We start from the raw sequence: 24,207 nt of genomic DNA, 5'->3' as shown, positions 1-24,207 counted from the left end.
CGATTTTCACGCAAACTTCTTGCATGGCGAGCGGCCTGCAGGATGACGTGCGGGGAAACTTGCCCTTCCGCAACGTTCAGTCCATGTTGCGGCGCAATAAGAACGGAGGAAGACATGACGGAGCGCCCCTATCAGCACGATGCCGACCGGCCCTGGATCTTCAGGACCTATGCCGGGCACTCGACGGCTGAAAAGTCGAACGCGCTCTACCGGAGCAATCTGGCGCGCGGCCAGACCGGGCTCTCCATCGCCTTCGACCTACCGACGCAGACGGCCTTTGATAGCGACCATGTGCTCGCCAGGGGGGAGGTCGGCAAGGTCGGCGTTCCGGTCAGCCATCTCGGCGACATGCGCACCCTGTTCGATGGCTTGCCGCTGGAGGAAATGAACACCTCCATGACAATCAATGCGCCGGCGGCCTGGCTGCTCGCGCTCTATGTGGCGCTCGCCGATGAGCGCGGCGATGACCGCAGCAAACTCCGGGGCACGACGCAGAACGACATCATCAAGGAATATCTCTCGCGCGGCACCTATGTCTTCCCGCCGGAGCCGAGCATGCGTCTGATCGCGGATATGGTCAGCTGGTGCTACACAGAAGTTCCAAAATGGAACCCTCTAAATGTCTGCTCCTATCACCTCCAGGAGGCCGGGGCGACGCCGCAGCAGGAGCTTGCCTATGCGCTGGCGACCGCCTGTGCTGTGCTCGATGCGGTGAAAGATGGCAAGCAAGTTCCGGAAGAAGACTTTCCGACCGTCTTCGGGCGCATTTCCTTCTTCGTGAATGCAGGCGTGCGTTTCGTTACGGAACTTTGTAAGATGCGCGCCTTCGTCGACCTCTGGGAAGAGATCGGCCGTGAGCGCTATCGCGTCACAGACGAAAAGGCCCTGCGCTTCCGCTATGGCGTGCAGGTAAACTCTCTGGGGCTCACCGAGCAGCAGCCGGAAAACAATGTCTACCGCATCCTGCTGGAGGCGCTGGCGGTGACACTGTCCAAGCGCGCCCGCTGCCGCGCGCTGCAGCTGCCGGCCTGGAACGAGGCCATGGGCCTGCCACGCCCGTGGGACCAGCAATGGTCGCTCCGCCTGCAGCAGATCCTCGCCTACGAGACCGACCTGCTCGAATATGAAGACCTGTTCGATGGCAGCCATGTTATCGATGGCAAGACCGAAGAGCTGAAAGAGGGGGCTCGTGCCGAGCTCGCAAAGATCGACGCCAAAGGCGGTGCCGTGGAGTCGGTCGGCTATATGAAGGAAAGCCTCGTTGGCGCCCATGTCGAGCGCATCCGTGGCATCGAGAGCGGCCAGCAGACCGTCGTTGGCGTCAATCGCTACCAGGAAAGCGCCGACAGCCCGCTCAGTGCTGGCGAGAAAACCATCGAAACCGTCGATCCGCTGCTGGAGGCCGAACAGGTCCGCGCCCTGCGTGACTGGCGCGCCAACCGTGATCAGGCCGCCGTCGATGATGCGCTTGCCGCGCTGAAGAAAGCAGCCGAGACGGGCGAGAATATCATGGAGCCGTCAATTGCTGCCGCGAAAGCTGGCGTGACGACCGGCGAGTGGGGCGGTGCCCTGCGTGAGGTATTCGGCGAATATCGCGGGCCGACGGGCGTTGCGCTCACTGTCGATAGCCAGGGCGATGAAGATATTGAAGCGACCCGGAAGCGCGTCGAACAGGTCTCCGATGCGCTCGGCCGCCAGCTCACCTATGTCCTCGGCAAGCCGGGCCTCGACGGCCATTCCAACGGTGCCGAGCAGATTGCCAGCCGGGCGCGCGCCTGTGGCATGAACCTCGTCTATGAAGGGATCCGTTTCACACCGGCCGAAATCGTCGCTCAGGCAAAGGAGTCAGACGCCCACGTCGTTGGCCTGTCCATCCTGTCGGGCAGCCATCTCGATCTCGTCCGCGACACGATTGCCGAGCTGCGCAAGGCCGGGCTCGAAAACGTGCCGCTGGTGGTCGGTGGCATCATCCCGCCTGAGGATGAGCGCGCGCTGAAGCAGATGGGCGTGCGCCGCGTCTACACGCCGAAGGACTTCATGATCACGGACATCATGAGCGATGTTGTCGATGTCGTTGAAGGCGCATGGCTGGAGAAAGTCTAGCGCCAGCCGCGCTGTCTAGACCGGCACGTTGGCCCGCAGCATGTTGTAGTAATCGCGGATCTTGCTGACATAGCGCACCGGCTCGTAGCCGCGGGCATAGCCGTGGCGCACGGTTGAATAGAACTGCCGCTTGGAAAGCAGGGGCAGGACCTGTTCGAGGTCTTCCCAGCTATTCTTGTCGAGGCCCCGGCGCTCGGCCAGCCGGCGGGCATCATAGATGTGGCCCATTCCGATATTGTAGGCGGCGAGCGCAAACCAGGTCCGGTCCTCGCCGGTCACGCCATCAGGCAGGCGGTCGTAGAGCCGCTGCAGATAGCGCGCGCCCCCATCGACGCTTTGGGCCGGGTCGGTGCGGTCATTGACGCCGAGTTCCTTTGCCGTGGGCAGGGTCAGCATCATCAGGCCGCGCACACCGGTCGGGCTGACGGCGTCTGCGTCCCAGTGGGATTCCTGATAAGCCTGGGCGGCGAGCAGGTGCCAGTCGAACGTCGTCTCCTGGGCGGCGGTCTCGAAATAGGTGCGGTATTCGGGCAGGCGGTCTTCCACCCGTTCCACGAACCGCAGGACCTCGACATAGTCGAACTCGTCCAGATGGCCGAACCAGCGCTCATCGAGGGTTTCCAGATAGCCGCTTGCGTGCGCCTGGCTGAACCAGTCGGTCAGCGTGTCGTCCATGCCTTCCAGCTTGCCATTATAGATCCAGCCCAGGGGCTGGTCCGTGGTCAGGGCCATGGGCATGACGAGATCAGGATAGAGCCGGCGGGCATACTCGGCGATGTGGCTGTCGGCGACGGTACAGTCGATCCGGCCTTCGGCGACAGAGATCAGCATCGGCATGGCGGAGCCTGCGGGCCGCGCTTTCCATTTGAGTTGCGGGTGATCGGCCTTCAGGCGTTCCAGCGTCTCGACATAGGAGGAGCCGGCCATGACGGTGAGGTTCACCCCACCCATTTCATCCAGCGTCGTGGGCGCAGGGCCGCCCTGATGGCAGACGAGGCTTTCTTCGACATTCTTGTAGGCTGGGCCGAAATTGACGCGCTCGGCGCGCAGGTCGGTGATTGTCAGGCCGGCGGCGCCGACATGGCCCCGTCCGTCCTCGATCGCCTCGATCAGGTCGTCGATGTCGTCCATGGCGACGAAGCGCGGGGTCAGGCCGAGATCCTCGGCGAATGCCTGGATCATATCGACTTCATAACCGTTGGCGCCGTCCTCGCCGTCTCGATACGTGGTCGGCCCTTTGAGCGTGAGCACGACGAGATCGCCCGAATCCTTAACGCTTTCGATCGTGGTTGAATCGTTCACGAGCGCAGTTTCCTGCGCTGACCGGCACTGTGTCATGCCAAGGCCTGCAAGGAGGGTCGCGCCGGCCACGAGGCCAATGCGAACTTTCTTATCCATACCTTAACAATGGGGCCGAAAGGCAAATGTTCAATTAATAAGCGAGTCAGCGGTTCGGCGAAAACCGCTTGCATGCGAGATGACACTCGATCAGAGAGCGGCGGAAATCGCCGGGGAAACTACGATGGCCGACATGCTTGAACTGGGCTGGGAAGAGTGGCTGGCGCTGCCGAAACTCGGGCTGCCGGCCATCAAGGCAAAGGTGGATACCGGTGCACGGACCTCCGCCCTGCATGCCGAAGTCATCGAGACTTTCGGCAAGCCTGAAAGCCCACAGGTCCGCTTCCTGATCCAGCCCGACCCGGAGCGGCCGAAGCTCGAAATCGTCTGTACCGCCCCTGTGGTGGACCGCCGCGATGTGACGAGTTCGAACGGACAGACAGAGCTTCGCTATGTTATCGCCGCGGAGATGCAGATCGGGCGTGAGCGGCGCACCATCGAGATCACGCTGACCAATCGCGAAACGATGTCCTACCGCATGCTGCTCGGCCGCTCGGCCTTTGGCGAGAAGACGGTGGTGAGCCCGGACAAATCCTTCGTCCAGCCGCGGCTGAGCTATGATCTCTACGACACGATCAAGCCGCGCCGTCCGGCCAGCCGGCCGCTGCGCATCGCCCTGCTGACGCGCGAGCCGGACAATTATTCCTCCCGGCGCCTGCTCGATTCCGCCCGTTCGCGCGGACACATCATCGAGCCGATCAACACATCGCGCTGTTACATGAAGATCGAGGCGAAGGCGCCGGAAGTCCATTATGACGGCAAGACGCTGCCATCCTATGACGCCGTGATCCCGCGTATCGGGGCCTCGATGACGAGTTACGGCATGGCCGTTCTGCGCCAGTTCGAAGGCACGGGCGCCTGGTGTCTCAATCCGCCAGCTTCCATCGGAGCCTCGCGCGACAAACTGCTTGCTCACCAGCTGCTCTCGCAAGCGGGCATCGCCATGCCGGTGACCGCCTTCGCCAATTCGCCAAAGGATACCAAGGACCTGGTCGGCCTCGTCGGGTCCGGTCCCGTCGTCCTGAAGCTTCTGGAGTCGACGCAGGGACGGGGCGTTGTGCTGGCCGAGACAAAGAAAGCCGCCGAAAGCCTGGTCGATGCGTTCCGCGGACTGGATGCGAACTTCCTCGTGCAGGAATTCGTTAAGGAAGCTGCGGGGGCGGATGTGCGCTGTCTCGTCATCGGGGGCCGTGTGGTCGCCGCGATGAAGCGGCAGGCACAGGAGGGTGAATTCCGCTCCAACCTCCACCGGGGCGGCCAGGCGACCGCCATTACGCTGTCACCGGGGGAAAAGAAGATTGCGGTCGCCGCCGCCAAGCGGCTCGGGCTCAACCTTGCGGGCGTGGATATCCTCCAGTCGAAGGCCGGGCCGGTGGTGCTTGAGGTCAATTCCTCGCCGGGGCTGGAAGGCATCGAGGCCGCCACCGACAAGGATGTTGCCGGCACGGTGGTCCGCCTGATCGAGCAGCGCGTCCGCACGCTCAGCCGCAAGCGCTAGCCGGCCGCCTACATCACGTCGTCGCGCGAGCCGAACAGGCGGCCGCGCTCGGTCACCAGCACAATGACAAGACAGGTCAGGCCGAGGCCGACATAGCCTTCGAGGATCGGGACCACGCTGCCGTCGAAGCGGCTTGCGACCATCCAGCCGAAGAAGCTGGCAACCGTCGTGGTCATGAAGCCATAGGCGGCAGACCCCGTGCCCGCGATCTTGCCAAGCGGCTCCATGGCGAGCGAATTGAAGTTTGCCCCGATCAGGCCGAAACAGGCAAAGGTCAGCGCGAACAGCGGATAGAAAATGGCGAGCTTCTGTCCCAGCGTTGCCATCAGGATCGTGTTTACCGCCGCGATCACGATGAAAGCGAGCAGCACGCTGTGGCTGACCCGGCGCATGCCGAGCCGCTCGACGATGCGTGAGTTCATGTAGTTTGCCACTGACAGCGCGCCTGCGATCCCCGCAAACCAGAGAACAAAGGTATCGGCCTTGTCGAAGACGTCCCGGAAGACCTGTTCGGAGGAGGCGACATAGGAAAAGAGGGCGCCGAAGATGACGCCGCTCGCGCACATATATCCGAAAGTCACCCGGTTCGTGACCACCTGCCTGTAGGCGCGGAAGGAGCCCTTGAGGTTGAGCGGCGAGCGGTCCTCGGCCGGCAGCGTTTCCGGCAGACGGGCCGAAATCCAGAAGAACATGGCAATTCCCGCAAGGCCGAGAATGCCGAAGGTCCACTGCCAGGGGGCAAACAGCATCACGCCCTGGCCAATCGACGGGGCGAGGATCGGTACGACCATGAAAACCGTCATGACAAGCGACATGATCCGGGCCATGGCGCGCCCGCCCATCAGGTCGCGCACCACGGACACGGCGATCACCCGGATACCGGAGGCAGCGATCCCCTGCAGGAAGCGTGTGGCGAGCAGCATGCTGAAGCTCGTCGCCGCCATGCAGGCGAACCCTGTAACGGCGTAGGCCGCGATACAGCCAAGCACGACCTTCTTGCGGCCGAAACTGTCAGAGATTGGCCCGAAAACAAGCTGTGGCGCACCAAAGCCCAGCACATAGGAAAAGATGACGAGCTGCTGGTCGTTCTGCTTTTGCAGCGCATAGGACCTGGAGATTTCGTGAAGCGCCGGCAGCATGGTGTCGATGGCGAGCGCGTTGAGCGCCATCATGGCCGCGATCAGGCCAACGAATTCCCAGAGCGGCATCGGCAGGTCAGGGCGGGCCTGTGCGAGGGCGGGCCGGGAATTCTGTTGAGCATCCATGAGAATTTCCCTTCCGCCAGACCGGAGGCCTATCTGGTCCTGATCGGTAGAAACGGCAACGGGCGGAACCGGAAATAAACCAGCTCCGCCCGCTTCTCAACGTGCGTCCCACACACTGCATTACGGTTTCGTTAGCAACTATTGCCTTTGCGCCTCAATCGTCGCATCATCAAAAATGATGAAATACTGCAGGTTTTGTCACGTATTTGCGTGAAAAAGCGCTGCGAACCGGGCCGGGTTTAACCAGGATCATGGGGCAATTACTTGGCAAATTCAGACGGGCCGCAAGCAGACCGGGTGGTTGATGAGACATATGCAACCACGTTGAATCCCGAACGCTATGAGGCCCTGCTCTCGGCATGGTCTGATTACGTTTCCGGGCTCCCTGAACGCCAGGGTGACGCGGCTTTCCAGGCCGACAGCGTCAATACTCATTTCCAGCGTGCGCTCGCCATTCTTGACCGGATGGGCCGGGTTGAAGCGCGTGAGGAGACGGCGCGCCAGATGACCGATCAGATGCCCGGTCCTGCCCTTGTGATGAAACCTGATTGCGAGATTATTGCCGCCAATCAGGTGTGTCTTGATCTGTTGGGCGGGCGCATGCCGCAGGGGCTTGCCGATCTTGAGCTTGATGCTGACGCGATCGTAAGACTCAGGGCCTGGGTTAACCCGAACGCCCCTGCCAGCGAGCAGGGCCAGTTCCTGCTGCTTCCTACGGCTCTCGGACCGGACGGCATCGATACCAGACTGCTTGCCACACGGATCAGCCTGCACGCCGGACCGGGCACGGCGAGCGACGATGCGATCCTGGTCGCCGCTGTCGATGTCCATCTCAACATGTCGATGGGCAAAAAGCTGATGGCCGCATATGGCCTTTCCCAGGCTGAGCTGGACGTGGCCTTGCGGCTGGCCCGTGGCGAAGCGCCGGAGGCCATTGCGCGCGACCGGGGCGCCAAGGTTGCGACCGTACGCACGCAGATCCGGGCCATACTTTCCAAGCTCGACGTTAAAACAGTGACGGAGGCGGTTCGTGTCCTGACCAGTTACGGGGCAACGATGAATGCGGCCGGCGCCGTGGCGCGCCAGGCGCCCGCCCGCCGGGAAATCGACCGCTGGCTGACCCAGCACCAGATGACGCTCTCCGATGGCCGCCGGCTGGCCTGGCTGGAGCAGGGCGATCCGAACGGCCGGCCGGTTCTCTTCTTCCATCATATTTATCTCGGACCTGCCTGGACCCATCCGAGTGTCGAGGCCCTTGCCCGGCAAGGCTGGCGCGTCATCGCGCCGTCCCGGCCCGGCTTCGGCCTTTCCGACGGGATCTCCAGCGCCACGCCGGAAGAGCGTATCGAGATCACAACGAATTCCTATAGCGAGCTGCTCGACAGGCTGGAGACCGGCCCCGTCCTGCTGGTCGGGCATGCCAACGGCATGATCCACGCTCAGGACTTCGCCGCCCGGAAACCTCAGCGCGTACGCGCCGTCCTGTCGGTGGGCGGGGAAACAAGCTGGGAAGAGGGCATGGAGCGCGACTTACCATGGCATCACCGCGTCATGGCCACCACGCTGCTGCGCGCGCCGTCTGCCATAGGCTTCATCGCGCGGGCCACGGTCGCCTTTATCGATACGGGCCGGGATGACTTCCTGCTCCGTACGCTGCACCGCGACTCTCCGCTGGAGCAGCGCGTGGCCAGGCGCCCTGAGGTCAAGCAGGTCATTCTGGACGGTCTGCGTCACACAGTACGTCAGGGGGCGAACGGGCTTGTCGCTGAAATCCGGCTGGCCCTGAACGACCGGCGAGAGACGGCACGACGGGTCAAATGTCCGTTCCGGATTGTCCATGGCATGCAGGACAATGTGTTCACGCCGGACATGTTCGAGCTGTTTGCGTCCACAGTACCCGGGGTTGAGCTCATCCCTATCGAGGATGCTGGCCAGTACCTTCTATACAGCCACTGGCCGCGCATCATTGCGGAAATGGAGCGGATGTGGCGCGATACCGCTGCGCCACACGTGCGCCGATCAAAAGCCGGCGCCAGGTTCGCTTAGATAGGCCTGCTCTTCACGGGTCGAGGGCCGGCGCAGGACGGAATTGCGGTGAGGGAAGCGGCCGAAACGCTCGATGACGTCGAGGTGCTTGCGGGCAAAGTCGAGTGTCGTCTTGCAGAAGTCGCGGAAGGCGGGGCGGGCCTCATCGGCGAGTTCCTCGTAAAGGCGCACCGACAATTTCTGGTCTTCCATCGATTCCGAATGTTCGAGCGGCAGGTAGAAGAAGACGCGTTCCACTTCTGATAGCTGCTTGTCATCGTTGAAGGCCAGTCCGGCTGTCGTCAGGAGGTGGGCAAGCTTGTCATGGGCGAAGGAGAAACGGTGGCCGCGAAAGATGTTCCGGCTGAACTGGTCGAGCACGATAATGGCGGCCAGCCGCTGTTTCGGCCCCTGCTTGGCCCACACTTTTGCCTCGCCGGCCGCCAGGTCCGCCAGCGTCGGCACGAAGGTTTCGGCAATCTCGCGATCCGTCTCGAAATTTTTCTGGAACCAGAGCTTGTTCCTGGTTTTCAGGCTTTCAGCGTTTGTCGGTGTATCGCCCAGCCAGAAGTCGAGCACGGTTTCAGGGGTCACAGTCATGGGAAGTCTACCTAAGCGGGACGTTTGGCCACGATCATATAGTTGACCTTGTGGTCCGACGACAGCCGCCATTGGTCCGAAATCGGATTGAAGCTCACACCCTGTGGCCGTTCGGCCACGAGACCGGCGGATTCGAGTGGTGCGGCGACCTCCTGCGGGGTCAGGAACTTGTTGAAGTCATGCGTCCCGCGGGGCAGCCAGCCGAGGATGTATTCCGCCCCTACCACCGCCAGGGCGAAGGCCTTCGGCGTTCGGTTGAGGGTGGCCGCAATCATCAGACCGCCGGGCTTGACCAGCGCTGCGGTGTCACGGAGGAACTGCGCCGGATCGGCGACATGTTCAACGACTTCGAGATTGAGCACGATGTCGAAGGGCTCTGTTCCGTCCTCGAGCAGGCCCTCCGCCGTGCCGGCGCGATAGTCGACCTTTACGCCGGCTTCCTCGGCATGGGTCATCGCGGTCTTGATGTTTTCCTCGCTGGCATCGACGCCTGTCACGTCCGCGCCGAGCCGGGCCATCGGCTCGGACACCAGGCCGCCGCCGCATCCGATATCGAGCAGGCGAAGCCCTTTCAGCGGCTTGCGCTGGCTCTCATCGAGGCCGAAATGCAGGCAGGCTGTGTCCCGGATGAAGCCGAGCCGGACCGGATTGAACTTGTGCAGCGGCTTGAACTTGCCCTTCGGATCCCACCATTCCGCCGCCATGGCGGAGAATTTCGCCACCTCATCGGCATCGATACTGGGGGTTTGAGGCAAATTTTGCCGGTTTTCTGCTATTTTTTCCATCTCTTTAGCAAACCTGTTTGCGCAAATGCCGCGACGCGCTTAAAGAGGCGCGCGAATTCTCTGATGCATTAAATGGGAAGGCTTGGCAGCGAGGCAATGCAGCGCACGGTCCTGAAATTCGGTGGTACTTCGGTCGCAGACCTCGACCGGATCGCGCATGTGGCGGATATCGTCGCCTGGCGCGCCAAGCGTGGCGAGAACCTCGCCGTGATCGTTTCGGCAATGGCTGGCGAGACGAACAAGCTGGTCGGTTTTGCCCGCGGGGCCGCCGGCGAGACGCTGACCGGCCCGTCCTTTGATGACGAATACGATGTCGTGGTTTCCTCCGGCGAGCAGGTGACGAGCGGGCTGCTCGCGCTGGCCCTGCGCAAGCGTGGCCTCAAGGCGCGCAGCTGGCTCGGCTGGCAGCTCGCCATGAAGACGAGCCCGGCGCACGGCAAGGCGCGCATCATGGGGTTTGAGGATTCCGGCCTGCAGAACGCCGTCGATGGCGGTGAGATCGCGGTGATCGCCGGCTTCCAGGGCGTGACCGATGAGGGCCGTGTCTCGACTTTGGGCCGGGGCGGATCTGACACGAGCGCCGTGGCCGTGGCGGCCGCGCTCGGCGCCGAGAGTTGTGACATCTACACAGATGTCGACGGCGTCTACACCACCGATCCGCGTATCGTGCCGCAGGCGCGGCGGCTGGAAAAGATTTCGTATGAAGAGATGCTCGAAATGGCCTCTCTGGGGGCGAAGGTCCTCCAGACACGGTCGGTCGAAATGGCCATGAACCACCAGGTCAGGGTTCGTGTGCTCTCAAGCTTCGCAGAGCCCGGCGAGACCAATCAGGGCACTTATGTCTGCAGTGAGGATGAGATCGTGGAAAAGCAAGTCGTCAACGGGGTGACCTATTCACGCGACGAGGCAAAGGTGACGCTCTTCGGGGTCGAGGACAAACCCGGTGTCTCGGCGCGCATCTTCTCCATGCTGGCCGAGGCCGGCGTGAACGTCGACATGATCGTACAGGCCAATGCCCGCGGGCCGGAACGCGCGAACATGGTATTCACCTGCACCAGCAGCGACAGCAACCGGGCCGAGGAACTTCTTCTCGGCCACAAGGACGAGATCGGTTTCGAGAGCCTGTCTGTGGCGCGCGATGTCGCGAAGGTCTCGGTCATCGGTGTCGGCATGAAAAGCCATACCGGTGTCGCCGGCACGATGTTCGATGCGCTCTACAAGCGTGGCATCAATATCGACGTCATCTCGACATCGGAGATCAAGATTTCGGTGCTGATCGATGCGGCCTATACGGAACTGGCCGTGCGCGCATTGCACACCGCATTCGGGCTTGACGCAGCGTAGGCTGACCCGTCAATTGCGGGCACCGAACCATGCCCCAGACCTTTTCCGTCCCCAGGCTCCTGATCAACCGCCTCCGCAATGTGATGGCGGGCGACATGGAAGCCGATACGCGCCTTCAGAAGGTGGTGACCCTGATTGCGGGCACGATGGTGGCGGATGTGTGCTCGATCTACAAACGCACCGAGAGTGACGAACTCGAACTTGTTGCCACTGAAGGCCTGTCCGTAACGGCCGTCCATCAGACACGGATGGCGCTCGATGAAGGCCTGGTCGGGCAGATCGCCCTCTCGGGCGAGCCGCTTTCCATCCAGGACGCGCCGCGCCACCCGGCCTTCTCCTACCGTCCGGAGACGGGCGAGGACCCCTACCATGCGTTCCTCGGTGTGCCGATCCTGCGCGGCGGGCGGGTGATCGGCGTGCTGACCGTCCAGAACCGCACCGAACGCATCTATGAAGAAGACGAGATCGACAGCCTGCAGACCATTGCCATGGTGCTGGCAGAAGTGGTCGCCGCTGAGGCCCCGACGGGTGGGCCCGGGGCAACCCAGCGTGAGGCGCGCGCGGTCAATCTGCGCGGACGCCCCTTATGCGACGGTCTTGGCATGGGGGCCGCCCGCCTCCACGATCCGGTTGTTTCTCCCGCGCGCTATTTTACCGAGGACCCGGAAGCCGAGGCCCGACGTTTGCGCAAGGCGCTGGAGACGCTGAGGGTGTCTCTCGACAAGATGCTGGCGAGCGATGTCAGCGCGATCTTCGGTGAGCCGCGCGAAGTGCTTGAAGCCTTCAAGATGCTCGCCAGTGACCCGGTCTGGGCCATGCGCCTGGAAGAGACGGTGAAGTCCGGCCTCTCAGCGGAGGCAGCCGTCGACCGGTCGCGGCGTGAGCACAAGGTCAAGCTGGAGAATGCGCACGATCCCTACTTGCGTGAACGCCTGCATGACCTCGAGGATCTCGACAACCGCCTTCTGCGCATCCTTTCCGGCAATGATGGCGCCTCCACGAATAATGGAGACAGCGAACCAAGCGAGAGCGAAGTTCTGATCGCCCGCCGCCTCGGTCCGGCAGAGTTGCTGGAATACCGCGACTCAGGGCTTGCCGCGATCGTGCTCGAAGAGGTCGCGCCGACCAGTCATACCGCCATCGTCGCGCGTGCGCTCGGCATTCCCACCATAGGGGGCGTCGGCTCATTGAGCGCCATCGTTGCGCCGGGCGACCCGGTTATCGTCGATGCGGAAGAAGGTACGCTTCACATCCGCCCGGATGAGGACCTGCTGCACGCTTATGAGTCCCGCCGTCTCCTGCGGACGGAACGCCAGGCGGCCTTCCAGGCCCTGCGCGAACAGCCTGCGCGCACCCGGGACGGGACGGACATCAAGCTGATGCTGAATGCCGGTCTCGCCATCGATCTCGACTCCATGGCGCAGACGGGTGCGGACGGCATCGGCCTGTTCCGGACCGAGTTCCAGTTCCTGGTCTCGGACACGCTGCCCAAGATCGATGCGCAGATCGCGCTCTATCGCAAGGTGCTCGATTTTGCCGGGCCCAAGCCGGTCTATTTCCGTACGCTCGATCTTGGCGGGGACAAGCTCCTGCCGAACGCCTCGGCCGAGGAAGAGGAAAACCCCGCGCTCGGCTGGCGGTCGATCCGCTTTGCGCTTGACCGGCCTGGCCTGTTCCGCCGCCAGCTCCGGGCGCTGGTCCGCGCCGCCGATGGCGGGCCGCTTTCGGTTATGTTTCCCATGGTCACCATCGCTGAAGAGTTCTTCGAGGCGAAGGCTCTCCTGATGGACGAAATCGAGTGGAGCAAGGCGCGCGGGTATCCCGAGCCAGATGAGCTTCGCGTCGGCGCCATGCTCGAGGCGCCGGCTTTTGCCTATGGCCTTGAGGAGGTCGCCGGGGAGGTGGACTTCATCTCCGTGGGAACCAACGACCTGCTGCAATTCTTCAATGCTGCCGACCGCATGGTGCCGAGCGTGGCCGAGCGCTACGATGTCGTCAGCCGGCCGGTCATGCGGTTTCTCGACTTCATCAAGCAGGAATGTGACCGCCTTGGCATTCCGGTTTCCGTATGCGGGGAAGTGGCGTCGCGGCCCGTGGAGGCGCTGTGCCTGCTGGCGCTTGGCTATCACACGCTGTCCATGCCGGCGGCCGGCGTCGGTCCCGTCAAGCGGATGCTGCGCTCGGTGGATCTTCAGGCCTTCCGGGAACCTTTCCTTGACGCTCTGCGTACGTCGAACGGAATATTCCGTAACGAAGTATTAGCCTTGACAGAAGTACAGGAAATAGCGGTATCGGATAGCTGAGGTCCGCCGTTCAGGCTACGCCATACTGTGGTATAGTGTGTGCAGTACATTTCATCAGACAAACAATCTCAGGATCAGTGGCCCGTCATGAATGATGACGTCGAGCATAAGGATGACGCTTCACCCGCAGAGAACACTGCAGGGACAGAAGCCACACCGGGCGCAGAAAACGCGCCGCCGGAAGCCTCTGCGCTGGGCCTGATTGATACGTTCACGGCAGGCGGGCGTCTCAAGGCGGCACGCGAGGCGCGCGGCCGCTCCCTGGATGATGTTGCCCGCGAGCTGAAGATCAGCCGCCGCGTCCTGGAAAGCATCGAGCAGACCACTCAACCGCCTGACCATGACATGCGCCGCACGCGCCTTGTCGCCAAGACCTATGCCAACACGCTCGGTATCGATCCGGAGCCTGTCCTCGCCGACTTCCCCATGGAAGAGGAGAAGCATCTGGCGACCGCGATCCCGAAATCTTCGGTAACCGTGAGCGAGCGCAAGCGCGGCAAGTATCTCGTCCCCTTGGCGGCTGTGGCCGGCGCCGCTGTCGCTGTTGGCCTGTCGGTCGTGGTGCTGACGCCGCGCCAGACGGCTGACACCCGCTCCAACCCGTCTGTTGCAGAGCGTGTCGTGGCCGTAAATACCGCGCAGGAAAGCCTCTTCGCCGAGAAGCCGCTTTCCGCGCGTCCCGAAGAGGCGATGGAGTTTGCGATCGTTGCCACAAAGCCTTCCTGGATCGAGGTGCGCGGATCCGACGGGACGATCTTCCGCAGCCGTGTCATGGCGAAGGGCGAAGCCTACTATCCGCGTGTCGGGGCAGGGTGGACCGTGACGGTGCGGGATGGCAGCGCCTTCGAATGGCGTATCGAAGAGGAGTCGATCGGCTCTCTCTCCGAAGAGGCCGTTCCGCTCTATTCTGCGAGCATTGACGATGCAGCCGCCCTCGCCGCCGAGCGCAAGAGCCCGGCCCTGGCCGCGACATCCAATAGCCGTCCGGCCCGCTAGACGTTTTTCATCATTGAACGCAAAAAAAGACCGGCCTCGAAAGCGCCGGTCTTTTTAATCATGAGGGTGTGACGCGAGGCCTTTAGCGCCCTTCGGTCAGTGCCTTGGTCTGTTCGGCCTGGTTCAGCGCCTTGGAGAAGTGTTGCTGGTCATCGCCGATCACGGGCGCATCCCGGCAGTCGGACGCACAGTCATATGTATACTGAGAGCCGCCGCGGCTGACTGTGACCATATTGGCGGTGTCGGCTGTGACCATGACCTCTGCCGAGACGATGATGTTGTTGTCCTTGTCGAGGACGAGAAGGTTGGTTGTGCCGAAAGACTTGCCGGTCAGCAGGACGAGCTGCGGGTCAGCCACGGCAACGTCGGCAATGTTCTGGTTGCCGATAATGACGCTTGCCGCCGGCTTGGACAGCTTGACCGGGCGGGTCATGCCGCTCTCAACGCTATATTGCTGGGCGACCGCAGGGGCGGCTGTCAGCAGGCTGGCTGCCAGGATCGTCGCGTGAAACTTCATGGGGCCACTCCGTGGGCTTTGAGCTCTTCCCTGTCACTTTAAAGAGGAAGTGGTTTCGCGATCCCTAACGCGGCCCCGCCCGCGCAAGGCATGCTCCGGAGGTTCAGGCGTTATAAAGTATAGAAACCGCCCCTATAGGCCTGAATGGAGACCGGTTAACAAAGTTTACGCGTCTGTTCATGAATTTGATCATCAAGTTTACTTCATATTCAGCGCTGTTCTGTACAACCGATCCTGTTCCGGGAAAAAACCGAACAATCGGAACGTAACAAACTGCATGATGATGGAGTCTCCAATGCAAAAGCTTGCACGTCTTTTCAAGAATGAGTCGGGTGCCACCGCTATCGAGTATGGCCTGATTGCTGCCCTGATCGCTGTTGCGATCATCGGTGCCGTCGGCGCCCTCGGTGACAGCACTTCAGACACGTTCAACGAAGTCTCTGGCGCTATCGCCAACGGCTAATAGGTCTAACGACCTCTCCCGTAAGGGAAAAACGTTTGAAGCCGCCGGTCCTGCCGGCGGCTTCTTTCATGTCTGGAGGGTGTGCCGGGCGATACGGCAAGCAGTTCTTCAGATTTGACTGCTATCCCTGCAGTCCGACCGACCACTGCCGGAGCTTCGCCCCACAATGATCTCTGCCCTGTTCGCCTTCGCCTTCCTGTCGCTCTGCATTTACGCCGCCTTGCGCGATGTGGAGACGCTGACTATCACGAACGGACTCAATGCGCTGATCGCTTTCCTGGCCCTGCCGGCCCTGATCATTGTCGCGCCGGGCTGGGATATTGCCGGCGGGCACTTGCTCGCCGGACTGGTGGCCTTTGCCGTCTCGGCCCTGCTTTTCATCTTCGGCGCATTTGGCGGTGGCGATGCGAAGATGATTCCCGGCGTCATGCTCTGGCTCGGTCCGGAGGCAGCAATGCCCTTCATCATGGTCATGGCCGTGACCGGGGGCGGACTTGCCATTCTCGTCATGGCGGCGCGCCGGCTGGTGCCGGTGGCCGCAACTCCGGGCTTTGCCCGGGAGACGCTGCTGCCGGGAAATGGTGTGCCGTATGGAGTGGCGATCGCGGCAGGCGCCATCGCCTGCGCGCCGCTTTCCCCGCTCTTGCAGCCGCTTGGTGCGATTTCGGGCTTCCCAAGTTAACTATGCCTTAGTCTGTAGATGCAAATCTGCGCTCAAGTATTCCCGTCTTTGTAACGCGTCGGGAGTGAGGAAGAGGGCCGGGTTCCATGTCTCCAGTACGTCTGATTATTTTGCTTGTTGCTGCCGCTGCAGCTGTCGGGGCCGCACTTCTGGTGCGTGACATGTCAAGTCAGCCCTCGAGCGAGGGCCAGTCGAGCGAGCCTGTCGTCATCGAGCGCGAAGTTGAGGTCTCCTCCACCAAGGTCCTTGTCTCGCGCGGTGACATGCGGGTCGGTAGCCTGCTGACGCCAGAAGATTTCGAATGGTCCGACTGGCCGGAAAAGGCCCTGAACGCCGCCTACTTCACCCAGGAAGACAATCCCGGCGCTGTTGAGGATCTCTCCGGCAGTGTCGTGAAGTCGCCGCTGCTGGCCGGTGAGCCAGTCGTTGCCCAGAAGATCGTCAAGAAGGGTGAGACCGGTTTCATGGCAGCCCTCCTGCGCCCCGGCATGCGCGCCATATCCGTCGAGATCTCTCCGGAAACCGCATCCGCCGGCTTTATCCTGCCGGATGACCGCGTCGATGTGATCCTGACATATGAAGTGGAAGTCATCACCGATCGCGGACCGAGTGATACCACGCTCACACGCACCGTGCTGGAGAATGCCCGCGTACTCGCCATCGACCAGATCTTCGGCGAGCAGGATGGCATGTCGGTCCTGACAGGCTCGACGGCAACGCTGGAGCTTGGGCCCAAGCAGGCCGAACTGCTGGCACATGCCAGCCGGCTTGGCCGTATCTCGCTTGCGCTGAGAAGCGTTGCCGATGCTGATGAGAATGATGGGGCGACCACGGGCAATACGGACCTTCTGAACGCGGACGGCGGCTCCGGAAACGGCGTCAAGGTCTTCAAGAATGGCAACATTGGCGGGAGAAGCTGATGATGGGCTTGCGACACCTGTTTGCTGGTATCGGGGCAGGCCTGGCCTGCCTTCTTTCTGCACCTGTAGCGGGCGCCCAGCAGAGCCCTATGGGCGTTTCGGTCATGAAGCCGGGCGAGACAAATGTCTCACAGTCCATGAAGCTCGGTCTCAACAAGTCGACCGTTATAGAGCTTGAGCGCCCGGTCGCCGATGTCGTGATCACCAATCCGGCGATTGCCGATGCCGTCGTGCAGACCTCACGGCGCCTCATCTTCCGCGGCATCGAGGTTGGCGAGACGAATGCCTTCCTGTTCGACCGCCAGGGCAATCCGCTTCTCAATCTCGAAATTATCGTCGATGCCGACACCGCATCGCTGGAAAAGCTGATCTCCCGCTATGTGCCGGACTCGCGCGTCTCCGTTGAGAGTGTGGGCGGCAACATTGTGGTCAGCGGCAATGTCGACAATCTGATGCAGTCCGATCAGGTCATCCGCCTCATCAAGGCCTATTCCGGTCTGGAAGACGAGGTTGAGCCGGTCAACATGCTCTCGGTCGCAGCCAAGGACCAGGTGATGTTGGAGGTCCGCGTCGTCGAGATGCAGCGCAATGTCGTCAAGCAGCTTGGTATCAACCTGTCCGGCGTGACCAATTTTGGCGAACTGGCGAGCCAGTCGCTGCAGCAGCTTGTAAGTGCCGCGGGCGAGCCGCTCTTCTTCGACGAGGATGCCGGCGTCAACACGACGGGGCAGGGCACCGCGCTTGAAGCCATCCGGCCGGACACGCCGTTCTCTAAGAATTTCGGCTTCAGCAGCGCCAATGGCTACAATGTTGCCGGCAACTCGCTCGGCGGGCTGTCGACCGAGTTCGGTTACACCAATTACAATGATGGCCGCCTGCAATCGTCTGCCGGCGCGGCCATCGATGCGCTTGAACGCATCGGTATCGTGCGTACGCTCGCCGAGCCGAACATCTCTGCCATTTCGGGCGAGTCCGCCAAGTTCCTCGCGGGCGGCGAGTTCCCGGTTCCGGTCGGCCAGGACAATAATGGCCGCATCTCGATCGAGTTCAAACAGTATGGTGTCGGCCTGGCCTTCACACCGGTTGTTCTCTCGGAAGGCCGCATTTCGCTGAAGGTCTCCACCGAGGTTTCAGAACTGACCAATCAGGGCGCTTTCCAGGGTCAGTCGGTCGCCGGGGTCGATGACCAGGGCAACATCATCACCGCCCAGACGCTGACCATTCCCGCGCTGACGGTGCGCCGCGCCGAAAGCACGGTCGAACTGCCAAGCGGCGGGTCGATGATGCTGGCCGGCCTGATCCAGAGCCGGTCACGCCAGTCGCTCGACCAGCTGCCCGGCCTCAAGAAGCTTCCGGTCCTCGGCGCACTCTTCCAGTCGCGCGACTTCATCAATGAGGAAACCGAACTGGTCGTGATCATCACGCCCTATCTCGTCGATCCGACGCAGAAGGGGCGCCTGCGCACGCCGGCTGACGGCTATGCAAATGCGGCCGATCCGAAAACGATCTTCTTCGGCAAGCTCAATGCTGTCTACGGCAAGGGCGGCAAGGGGCTAAGCGCCGACAATTACAACGCGCCCGTCGGGTTCATCGAGGAGTAGGCTCATCATGTATCGCTCCAGCAAGATTCTTATCGCCTGCGGTCTGGTCTCAGCCATGGCGCTGGCCGGCTGCAGTTCCGTGGAACCGAACGGCCCGGTGCCGCGCGAATACCTGACCGGCACAACGCTTGACCGCAACCAGATCCAGGTCGCCAAGCGCACGGCCTATCTCGAGGTCAAACTCAATGTGCTCGACAAGCATTTGCGGCTTGAGGAAAAGGCCAGGATCCGCGCCTTCGTGGACGATTATATCAGTCGCGGCCACGGCCCTCTGATCATGTCCTTGCCGAAAAATCACGGCAATGAGGAACTCGCCGTCAAGGCGGTAGCCGAGGCCCGCGAGATCGCCTGGTCTGCCGGTGTCGAATATGAAGAGATCCGCGGCAGTGCCTATGATGCCAATGGCAGCGACAGCGCACCGATCGTGATGGCGTTCACCGCCTATGATGCGGTCGCGCCGGATTGTCCGCAGAAATCCATGATCGATTTCGCGGATGCCACCTCGAACAATGACATGCAGACGCTTGGCTGCACGGTGCGCACCAACATGGCGGCGATGATCGCCGATCCGGCAGACCTGCTGGGCCAGCGTCCGCTTGACGAAGGCGATCTGGCACGCCGCACCGCGCAACTCGCACTCTATCGCGAGGGCCAGCCAACCGCGGCACAGCGCGGCGAGTCGGAGTCCGGGGCTGTTGCGTCAGCCGTGAACTAGGGGGTGAGGGTACGTCGATGAGTAATGAGAACGCACTGTTTGACGAGGAATTCGACCTCGACTTCAACGAAGACGGCCCTGCTGAGGAGTCGAGTGAGGATCTGATCGGTCAGCTCACCGGCCCGGTCGACGCGCCCTATAAGGAAGTCGAGCCGGGGGGAGTGGTTCCGCCGCCCATGAGCGCCTCTCAAGGCGGGGACCGGGCCATTCCGGCCATTGCCGCGCTCGCCTTCTTCGAGACCGACGAGACCCGTCAGGTGATCGAGCGCGTCGCGAGTGACAGGCGCATGATCAATGCCACGCTGGACGCCTGGCCGGGTGGCATTCCGGCTGCCATCGAACACCTTTCCCAAAACCCGACCCCGAACCTGCTGATCGTTGAATCCTCGGCCCACTCGAGCACGATGCTGCAGCAGATCGATGAGCTTGCAACGCGTTGCGAAGAGGGCGTGCAGGTCATGGTCATCGGGGCGACCAATGATATCCCGCTTTATCGCCAGCTCGTGTCGCGCGGCGTCAGCGAATACCTCGTGCCGCCGATCGAGCCGGTCCAGCTGGTGCGTGCCATTGGCGGTCTCTTCACCGATCCCGAGGCGCCCTTTGTCGGCAAGTCGATCTCCGTGATCGGCGCCAAGGGCGGTGTCGGTGCCTCCACGATTGCGCACAATCTTGCCTGGTCGCTGGCCGAGAATGCCCATGTGAACACCTCGCTGGTCGATCTCGACCTGTCCTTCGGGACGACGTCGCTCGATTTCAATCACGAGACCCAGCAGACCATTGCCGATGCGCTGCTTTCGCCCGACCGGACAGATGACGCGGTGATCTCGCGCCTGCTCGCCAAGGCCACCGACCGGCTGTCGCTGTTTACCGCGCCTGCCAGCGTCAACCAGCTCATGGACATCGATGCCGCCTCCTACTCGATGGTGATCGAGGGTGTGCGCCGCCTGATGCCCTTCGTGGTGCTTGATCTGCCGCATGGCTGGAATGAGTGGATCTACAACACGCTCGTGACCTCCGACGAGGTCATCCTCGTCTGTCAGCCGGACCTGGCCTCTCTGCGCAATGGCAAGAACATGGTCGACCAGCTGAAGTCACAGCGCCCGAACGACAATCCGCCGCGCCTGGTCCTCAATATGGCTGGCGTACCCAAGCGGCCGGAAATTCCGGTGAAGGATTTCGCCGCGGCCATCGAGGTCGAGCCGGATGTCATCCTGCCCTTCGACCCGCAGCTTTTCGGCACGGCATCGAACAAGGGTCAGATGATCTCGGAAACCGATGCGCAGGCAAAGCCGTCCCAGGCGATCGATCATCTCGCCTCCGTCCTGTCAGGCCGGGAGGTCACGGCGCCCAAGAAATCCCTGATCCAGAAACTTCTCGGAAAGTAAGGCCGGATAGGAACAAACCATGTCCTTTGGCAAACGCTCAGCAACCGCGACCCAGCCCGCCCCGCAGGCGCGCCCGGCGGCTCCGGCTGACCAACGCCCGGCCGCCCCGTCGAAGCCGGCGGGTCAGGCACGGGCTCCGTCACCGCCAAAGGCGAAGACACCTCCCCCCATTCCGGGGGCGCAGAAGCCGGGCGGGGGCTCCAAGCCCGTCGCGCTGAAGCCACCGCCGGACATGCAGAAGGAAAAGGTCACAAAGGTCGATACGCGTACGGATGAGTACTATGCGACCAAGACCACCATCTTCAACGCACTGATCGACACGATCGACCTCGGCCAGCTGGCGCAGCTTGATGCAGAGAGCGCGCGCGAGGAAATCCGCGACATCGTCGTCGAGATCATCAGTATCAAGAATGTCGTGATGTCGATCTCCGAGCAGGAGCACCTGCTCGACGATATCTGTAACGACGTTCTCGGCTATGGTCCGCTTGAGCCGCTCCTGGCGCGCGACGACATCGCCGACATCATGGTGAACGGTGCCGACACGACCTATATCGAGGTCAACGGCAAGATCGAGCGCACGAATATCCGCTTCCGCGACAATGCGCAGCTGATGAATATCTGCCAGCGCATCGTGTCCCAGGTCGGTCGCCGCGTCGATGAAAGCTCCCCGATCTGTGACGCGCGTCTGCTCGATGGCTCTCGTGTGAACGTCATCGCCCCGCCGCTCGCGATTGACGGGCCGACGCTCACCATTCGTAAGTTCAAAAAGGACAAGCTGCGTCTCAAGGACCTCGTCAATTTCGGGTCCATCTCCGAGCCGGGCGCCGAAATCCTTCGCATCATCGGCCACAGCCGCTGCAACGTCCTGATCTCCGGTGGTACCGGTTCGGGCAAGACGACGCTTCTGAACTGTCTGACCGGCTTTATCGATCCGACCGAACGCGTCATCACCTGCGAGGACTCTGCGGAACTCCAGCTGCAGCAGCCGCACGTCGTACGTCTGGAAACGCGCCCGCCGAATATCGAAGGCTCTGGCGAAATCTCGATGCGCGATCTCGTCAAGAACTGTCTGCGGATGCGTCCTGAACGGATCATCGTCGGCGAGGTGCGTGGCCCGGAGGCGTTCGACCTCCTGCAGGCCATGAACACCGGTCACGACGGCTCGATGGGCACGCTGCACGCCAACAGCCCGCGCGAAGCTCTCAGCCGTGTGGAATCGATGATTACCATGGGCGGCTTCTCGCTGCCCGCCAAGACGATCCGTGAAATGATTGTCGGCTCGATCGACGTTGTCGTTCAGGCCTCGCGCCTGCGTGACGGGTCTCGCCGCATCATGTGCGTTACGGAAGTGATGGGCCTGGAAGGCGACACGATCATCCTCCAGGACGTGCTGAAATTCGAAATGGAAGGCGAGGACGAGGACGGCAAGGTCGCCGGCCGACACCGTGGCACGGGCATTGGCCGCCCGCGCTTCTGGGAGCGGGCATCCTATTTCGGGCTCGAGAAGGATCTCGCCAAGGCCATCGACGCGCTGGACACATAAACGGATGAACAGCAACCTCATGATATACCTTGTCGGCGGCCTGGCTTTCCTGGCCCTTGCCGGCGTCGGCCTCGCCCTGACGGGCGGCAGTGGCAGCGAGGTGGCCTCCAAGCGTGCGCGTCAGATCAAGGACGGCAAGAAGGGCAAGGGCCGGAGCAGCGCGGACAACGATCCCAACTCCCAGCGCCGCCGCCAGACCCAGCAGATGCTCAAGAAGCTTCGCCAGCAGGACGAAGCGCGCCGCAAATCCCTGATGCCGCAGGACATCAAGGCCAAGCTCGTCCAGGCTGGCCTCGACATCAAACCGGAAATGTTCTGGCTGGTCTCCGCCGTGCTCGGCATTCTCTGCGCAGCGCTGACTTTCGTCTCAGGCGCGGAAGGCCCGCCGCCAGTGATGGGGATCGAGATCAAGTCGCAGCCGGCCATGATCATCGCTGCCGGGTTTGCCGGTTTTCTCGGCTTGCCGCGCTGGGTGCTCGGCTTCCTGACGAAGCGCCGCCACAAGAAAATGACGGCCCAGTTCGCCGACGCCATCGATATCATTGTGCGCGGCGTGAAATCCGGTCTTCCGCTCACGGAATGCCTGCGCATAATTGCTGCCGAGAGTCCGGCGCCGCTTGGGGTCGAGTTCAAGAATTTGACCGACAATATCCAGATGGGCACCACGACGGATCGCGCCTTGCAGCAGTTCTACAAGCGCGTTCCGCTGCCGGAAGTGAACTTCTTCGTCATTGTGCTGACGATCCAGTCCAAGTCGGGCGGTAACCTGTCGGAAGCGCTCGGCAACCTGTCCAAGGTGATCCGCGAGCGCAAGATGATGCGCGAGAAGATCAAGGCGATGTCTTCCGAAGCCAAGGCGTCAGCCGGCATTATCGCGTCATTGCCCTTTGCTGTCGGCTTCATGGTGTATCTCACCACGCCGAGCTACATCATGGAGCTTTTCGTCAAGCCGACCGGGCACATGATCCTGTTCATGGGTGCCGGCCTCATGTTCACCGGCGTCACGGTTATGCGCCGCATGATCAATTTCGATATCTAGGGGGACGACATGCAGGACTTTGCAAACGCCCTCGGAAATCCGGGCACCCTCGCCTCCATGCTGGCAGCGGTCGCCATGTTCGCGACCGTCATGTCCGTCATGCTGCCGGCGCTGAAGGGCGACAAGCTCGAGACCCGGCTGAAGCAGGTCACCACACAGCGCGAGAAACTGCGCCGTGCCAACCGTGAAGCGCTGGAGAAAAAAGGGCTGAAGCGCGAGGACACGGGCAAGATCTCGCAGATCACCGGCAAGCTGAACCTCCAGAAGATGCTGGAGGATCCGAATATCCAGGCGAAGCTTGTCCAGGCCGGTTTTCGCGGGCCGCGCCCGCTTTCGATCTTCTATTTCTGCCGCTTTGCCCTGCCCTTCCTCGGGGCCCTCGGCGTGTTCAGCTATATCTTCCTGGTCAATGATATGGGCCTGTCGCCGCAGATGAAGATGGGGTCTGTCGTCTTCGGTGCGGCCGCCGGCTTCTATGCGCCGAACCTCTATATTTCCAACCTTGCCTCCAAGCGCCAGCAATCGATCATGCGCGCCTTTCCCGACGCGCTCGACATGCTGCTGATCTGCGTGGAGTCCGGTATGTCGATCGAGCTCGGCTTCGCCAAGGTCGGCGCCGAGATCGGTCCGGCGTCTCCGGAACTGGCCGAGGAATTCCAGCTGACCACCGCCGAGCTTGCCTATCTGCAGGAGCGCCGGGTGGCCTATGAGAACCTCGCCAAGCGGACCGGCCATGAAGGCGTTAAATCGGTCTGTATGGCGCTGATGCAGGCGGAGCGCTACGGTACGCCGCTGGGCGATGCCCTGCGCGTCATGGCCAAGGAAAACCGCGACATGCGCATGTCGGAGGCCGAGAAAAAGGCGGCAGCCCTGCCAGCCAAGCTGACCGTGCCGATGATCCTGTTCTTCCTGCCGGTGCTGTTCCTGGTCGTGCTTGGGCCAGCCTATATCAAATACCAGGAAATGAACGCCGCGAACGGGTAAGTCCGGGCGGGCATTTGTCTGTCTTTACAGATTACGGATGA

General features: G+C 62.1%; 20 protein-coding genes. 15 read left to right on the top strand and 5 right to left on the bottom strand.

The genetic code is table 11. The annotated features are described in order from the left end of the window. Window positions 1-114: 114 nt before the first annotated feature. The gene (locus tag Q1K29_RS01625) at window positions 115-2,103 is read left to right on the top strand and encodes a protein meaA (RefSeq protein WP_300390719.1); all 1,989 of its coding nucleotides are present in this window, start codon (window positions 115-117) and stop codon (window positions 2,101-2,103) included. Between the two features lie 15 nt (window positions 2,104-2,118). Here the strand turns inward: Q1K29_RS01625 and mltF are convergent, their stop codons facing one another. After that, a complete protein-coding gene (gene mltF, locus Q1K29_RS01620) occupies window positions 2,119-3,501 on the bottom strand; it encodes a membrane-bound lytic murein transglycosylase MltF (RefSeq protein WP_300390716.1) in 1,383 nt (460 codons plus the stop codon). Window positions 3,502-3,625: 124 nt separating this feature from the next. On the opposite strand from mltF, the gene rimK reads away from it, so the two are divergent. After that, the gene (rimK, locus tag Q1K29_RS01615) at window positions 3,626-4,999 is read left to right on the top strand and encodes a 30S ribosomal protein S6--L-glutamate ligase (protein ID WP_300390713.1); all 1,374 of its coding nucleotides are present in this window, start codon (window positions 3,626-3,628) and stop codon (window positions 4,997-4,999) included. Between the two features lie 8 nt (window positions 5,000-5,007). Here the strand turns inward: rimK and Q1K29_RS01610 are convergent, their stop codons facing one another. Next, entirely contained in the window at window positions 5,008-6,264 is a 1,257-nt protein-coding gene (locus Q1K29_RS01610; protein WP_300390710.1) for a multidrug effflux MFS transporter, read from the bottom strand. 264 nt (window positions 6,265-6,528) lie between these two features. On the opposite strand from Q1K29_RS01610, the gene Q1K29_RS01605 reads away from it, so the two are divergent. Next, entirely contained in the window at window positions 6,529-8,310 is a 1,782-nt protein-coding gene (locus Q1K29_RS01605) for an alpha/beta fold hydrolase (protein ID WP_300390707.1), read from the top strand. Here Q1K29_RS01605 and Q1K29_RS01600 read toward each other — a convergent pair. After that, window positions 8,284-8,889 carry a DUF924 family protein gene (locus Q1K29_RS01600; RefSeq protein WP_300390704.1) on the bottom strand — a complete coding sequence of 202 codons (606 nt, stop codon included), beginning with the start codon at window positions 8,887-8,889 and terminating at the stop codon, window positions 8,284-8,286. The two genes, Q1K29_RS01605 and Q1K29_RS01600, sit on opposite strands and share 27 nt — an antisense overlap. An 11-nt stretch (window positions 8,890-8,900) precedes the next feature. After that, the gene (gene ubiG, locus Q1K29_RS01595; protein ID WP_350211469.1) at window positions 8,901-9,674 is read right to left on the bottom strand and encodes a bifunctional 2-polyprenyl-6-hydroxyphenol methylase/3-demethylubiquinol 3-O-methyltransferase UbiG; all 774 of its coding nucleotides are present in this window, start codon (window positions 9,672-9,674) and stop codon (window positions 8,901-8,903) included. A gap of 96 nt (window positions 9,675-9,770) precedes the next feature. On the opposite strand from ubiG, the gene Q1K29_RS01590 reads away from it, so the two are divergent. From Q1K29_RS01590 to Q1K29_RS01580, 3 genes are all read left to right on the top strand, one after another. Further along, window positions 9,771-11,018: an aspartate kinase gene (locus Q1K29_RS01590; RefSeq protein ID WP_300390698.1), complete on the top strand. Its 1,248-nt coding sequence runs from the start codon at window positions 9,771-9,773 to the stop codon at window positions 11,016-11,018. Between the two features lie 29 nt (window positions 11,019-11,047). After that, complete coding sequence (gene ptsP / locus Q1K29_RS01585; protein WP_300390695.1) at window positions 11,048-13,321, top strand: phosphoenolpyruvate--protein phosphotransferase; 2,274 nt, start codon at window positions 11,048-11,050, stop codon at window positions 13,319-13,321. Between the two features lie 87 nt (window positions 13,322-13,408). Next, window positions 13,409-14,317: a helix-turn-helix domain-containing protein gene (locus tag Q1K29_RS01580; protein WP_300390692.1), complete on the top strand. Its 909-nt coding sequence runs from the start codon at window positions 13,409-13,411 to the stop codon at window positions 14,315-14,317. Window positions 14,318-14,399: 82 nt separating this feature from the next. On the opposite strand, the gene Q1K29_RS01575 is transcribed toward Q1K29_RS01580, so the two are convergent. Continuing rightward, entirely contained in the window at window positions 14,400-14,834 is a 435-nt protein-coding gene (locus tag Q1K29_RS01575; RefSeq protein ID WP_300390691.1) for a pilus assembly protein N-terminal domain-containing protein, read from the bottom strand. A 295-nt stretch (window positions 14,835-15,129) separates the two neighbouring features. Between Q1K29_RS01575 and Q1K29_RS01570 the strand changes: the two genes are divergently transcribed. The 9 genes from Q1K29_RS01570 (at window position 15,130) to Q1K29_RS01530 (ending at window position 24,166) form a co-directional block, all read left to right on the top strand. Beyond that, entirely contained in the window at window positions 15,130-15,297 is a 168-nt protein-coding gene (locus Q1K29_RS01570; RefSeq protein WP_300390688.1) for a Flp family type IVb pilin, read from the top strand. A gap of 166 nt (window positions 15,298-15,463) precedes the next feature. Next, on the top strand, window positions 15,464-15,979 hold the full coding sequence (locus Q1K29_RS01565) for a prepilin peptidase (RefSeq protein WP_300390684.1): 516 nt from the start codon (window positions 15,464-15,466) through the stop codon (window positions 15,977-15,979). Between the two features lie 86 nt (window positions 15,980-16,065). Beyond that, window positions 16,066-16,899, top strand: a complete 834-nt coding sequence (gene cpaB / locus Q1K29_RS01560) for a Flp pilus assembly protein CpaB (RefSeq protein WP_300390682.1) — start codon at window positions 16,066-16,068, stop codon at window positions 16,897-16,899. Next, window positions 16,899-18,500 carry a type II and III secretion system protein family protein gene (locus Q1K29_RS01555; RefSeq protein ID WP_300390679.1) on the top strand — a complete coding sequence of 534 codons (1,602 nt, stop codon included), beginning with the start codon at window positions 16,899-16,901 and terminating at the stop codon, window positions 18,498-18,500. The genes cpaB and Q1K29_RS01555 overlap by 1 nt, the downstream gene beginning before the upstream one ends. Window positions 18,501-18,507: 7 nt before the next feature. Further along, window positions 18,508-19,215 (top strand): CpaD family pilus assembly protein, encoded by a 708-nt coding sequence (locus Q1K29_RS01550; RefSeq protein ID WP_300390676.1) that lies wholly within the window; start codon window positions 18,508-18,510, stop codon window positions 19,213-19,215. 17 nt (window positions 19,216-19,232) lie between these two features. Next, window positions 19,233-20,600 (top strand): AAA family ATPase, encoded by a 1,368-nt coding sequence (locus tag Q1K29_RS01545; protein ID WP_300390673.1) that lies wholly within the window; start codon window positions 19,233-19,235, stop codon window positions 20,598-20,600. 19 nt (window positions 20,601-20,619) lie between these two features. After that, on the top strand, window positions 20,620-22,143 hold the full coding sequence (locus Q1K29_RS01540) for an ATPase, T2SS/T4P/T4SS family (protein WP_300390671.1): 1,524 nt from the start codon (window positions 20,620-20,622) through the stop codon (window positions 22,141-22,143). A 4-nt stretch (window positions 22,144-22,147) separates the two neighbouring features. Next, complete coding sequence (locus Q1K29_RS01535; protein ID WP_300390668.1) at window positions 22,148-23,182, top strand: type II secretion system F family protein; 1,035 nt, start codon at window positions 22,148-22,150, stop codon at window positions 23,180-23,182. 9 nt (window positions 23,183-23,191) lie between these two features. After that, the gene (locus Q1K29_RS01530) at window positions 23,192-24,166 is read left to right on the top strand and encodes a type II secretion system F family protein (RefSeq protein ID WP_300390665.1); all 975 of its coding nucleotides are present in this window, start codon (window positions 23,192-23,194) and stop codon (window positions 24,164-24,166) included. Window positions 24,167-24,207 lie beyond the last annotated feature (41 nt).

Source organism: Henriciella sp. (genome assembly GCF_029937755.1).
In the GTDB taxonomy this organism is placed as follows: Bacteria; Pseudomonadota; Alphaproteobacteria; order Caulobacterales; family Hyphomonadaceae; genus Henriciella.
The sequence above is the reverse complement of the archived record's forward strand: the minus strand, read 5'-3'. Positions and strand labels throughout refer to the sequence as shown.

Coding starts and splice junctions, on each gene's coding strand:
- Q1K29_RS01550 (WP_300390676.1), top strand. CDS start 18,508: ATGTATCGCTCCAGCAAGATTCTTATCGCCTGCGGTCTGGTCTCAGCC.
- Q1K29_RS01535 (WP_300390668.1), top strand. CDS start 22,148: ATGAACAGCAACCTCATGATATACCTTGTCGGCGGCCTGGCTTTCCTG.
- ubiG (WP_350211469.1), bottom strand. CDS start 9,674: ATGGAAAAAATAGCAGAAAACCGGCAAAATTTGCCTCAAACCCCCAGT.
- Q1K29_RS01555 (WP_300390679.1), top strand. CDS start 16,899: ATGATGGGCTTGCGACACCTGTTTGCTGGTATCGGGGCAGGCCTGGCC.
- Q1K29_RS01565 (WP_300390684.1), top strand. CDS start 15,464: ATGATCTCTGCCCTGTTCGCCTTCGCCTTCCTGTCGCTCTGCATTTAC.
- ptsP (WP_300390695.1), top strand. CDS start 11,048: ATGCCCCAGACCTTTTCCGTCCCCAGGCTCCTGATCAACCGCCTCCGC.
- Q1K29_RS01540 (WP_300390671.1), top strand. CDS start 20,620: ATGTCCTTTGGCAAACGCTCAGCAACCGCGACCCAGCCCGCCCCGCAG.
- mltF (WP_300390716.1), bottom strand. CDS start 3,501: ATGGATAAGAAAGTTCGCATTGGCCTCGTGGCCGGCGCGACCCTCCTT.
- Q1K29_RS01575 (WP_300390691.1), bottom strand. CDS start 14,834: ATGAAGTTTCACGCGACGATCCTGGCAGCCAGCCTGCTGACAGCCGCC.
- Q1K29_RS01600 (WP_300390704.1), bottom strand. CDS start 8,889: ATGACTGTGACCCCTGAAACCGTGCTCGACTTCTGGCTGGGCGATACA.
- Q1K29_RS01610 (WP_300390710.1), bottom strand. CDS start 6,264: ATGGATGCTCAACAGAATTCCCGGCCCGCCCTCGCACAGGCCCGCCCT.
- Q1K29_RS01590 (WP_300390698.1), top strand. CDS start 9,771: ATGCAGCGCACGGTCCTGAAATTCGGTGGTACTTCGGTCGCAGACCTC.
- Q1K29_RS01570 (WP_300390688.1), top strand. CDS start 15,130: ATGCAAAAGCTTGCACGTCTTTTCAAGAATGAGTCGGGTGCCACCGCT.
- Q1K29_RS01545 (WP_300390673.1), top strand. CDS start 19,233: ATGAGTAATGAGAACGCACTGTTTGACGAGGAATTCGACCTCGACTTC.
- Q1K29_RS01530 (WP_300390665.1), top strand. CDS start 23,192: ATGCAGGACTTTGCAAACGCCCTCGGAAATCCGGGCACCCTCGCCTCC.
- cpaB (WP_300390682.1), top strand. CDS start 16,066: ATGTCTCCAGTACGTCTGATTATTTTGCTTGTTGCTGCCGCTGCAGCT.
- Q1K29_RS01580 (WP_300390692.1), top strand. CDS start 13,409: ATGAATGATGACGTCGAGCATAAGGATGACGCTTCACCCGCAGAGAAC.
- Q1K29_RS01625 (WP_300390719.1), top strand. CDS start 115: ATGACGGAGCGCCCCTATCAGCACGATGCCGACCGGCCCTGGATCTTC.
- rimK (WP_300390713.1), top strand. CDS start 3,626: ATGGCCGACATGCTTGAACTGGGCTGGGAAGAGTGGCTGGCGCTGCCG.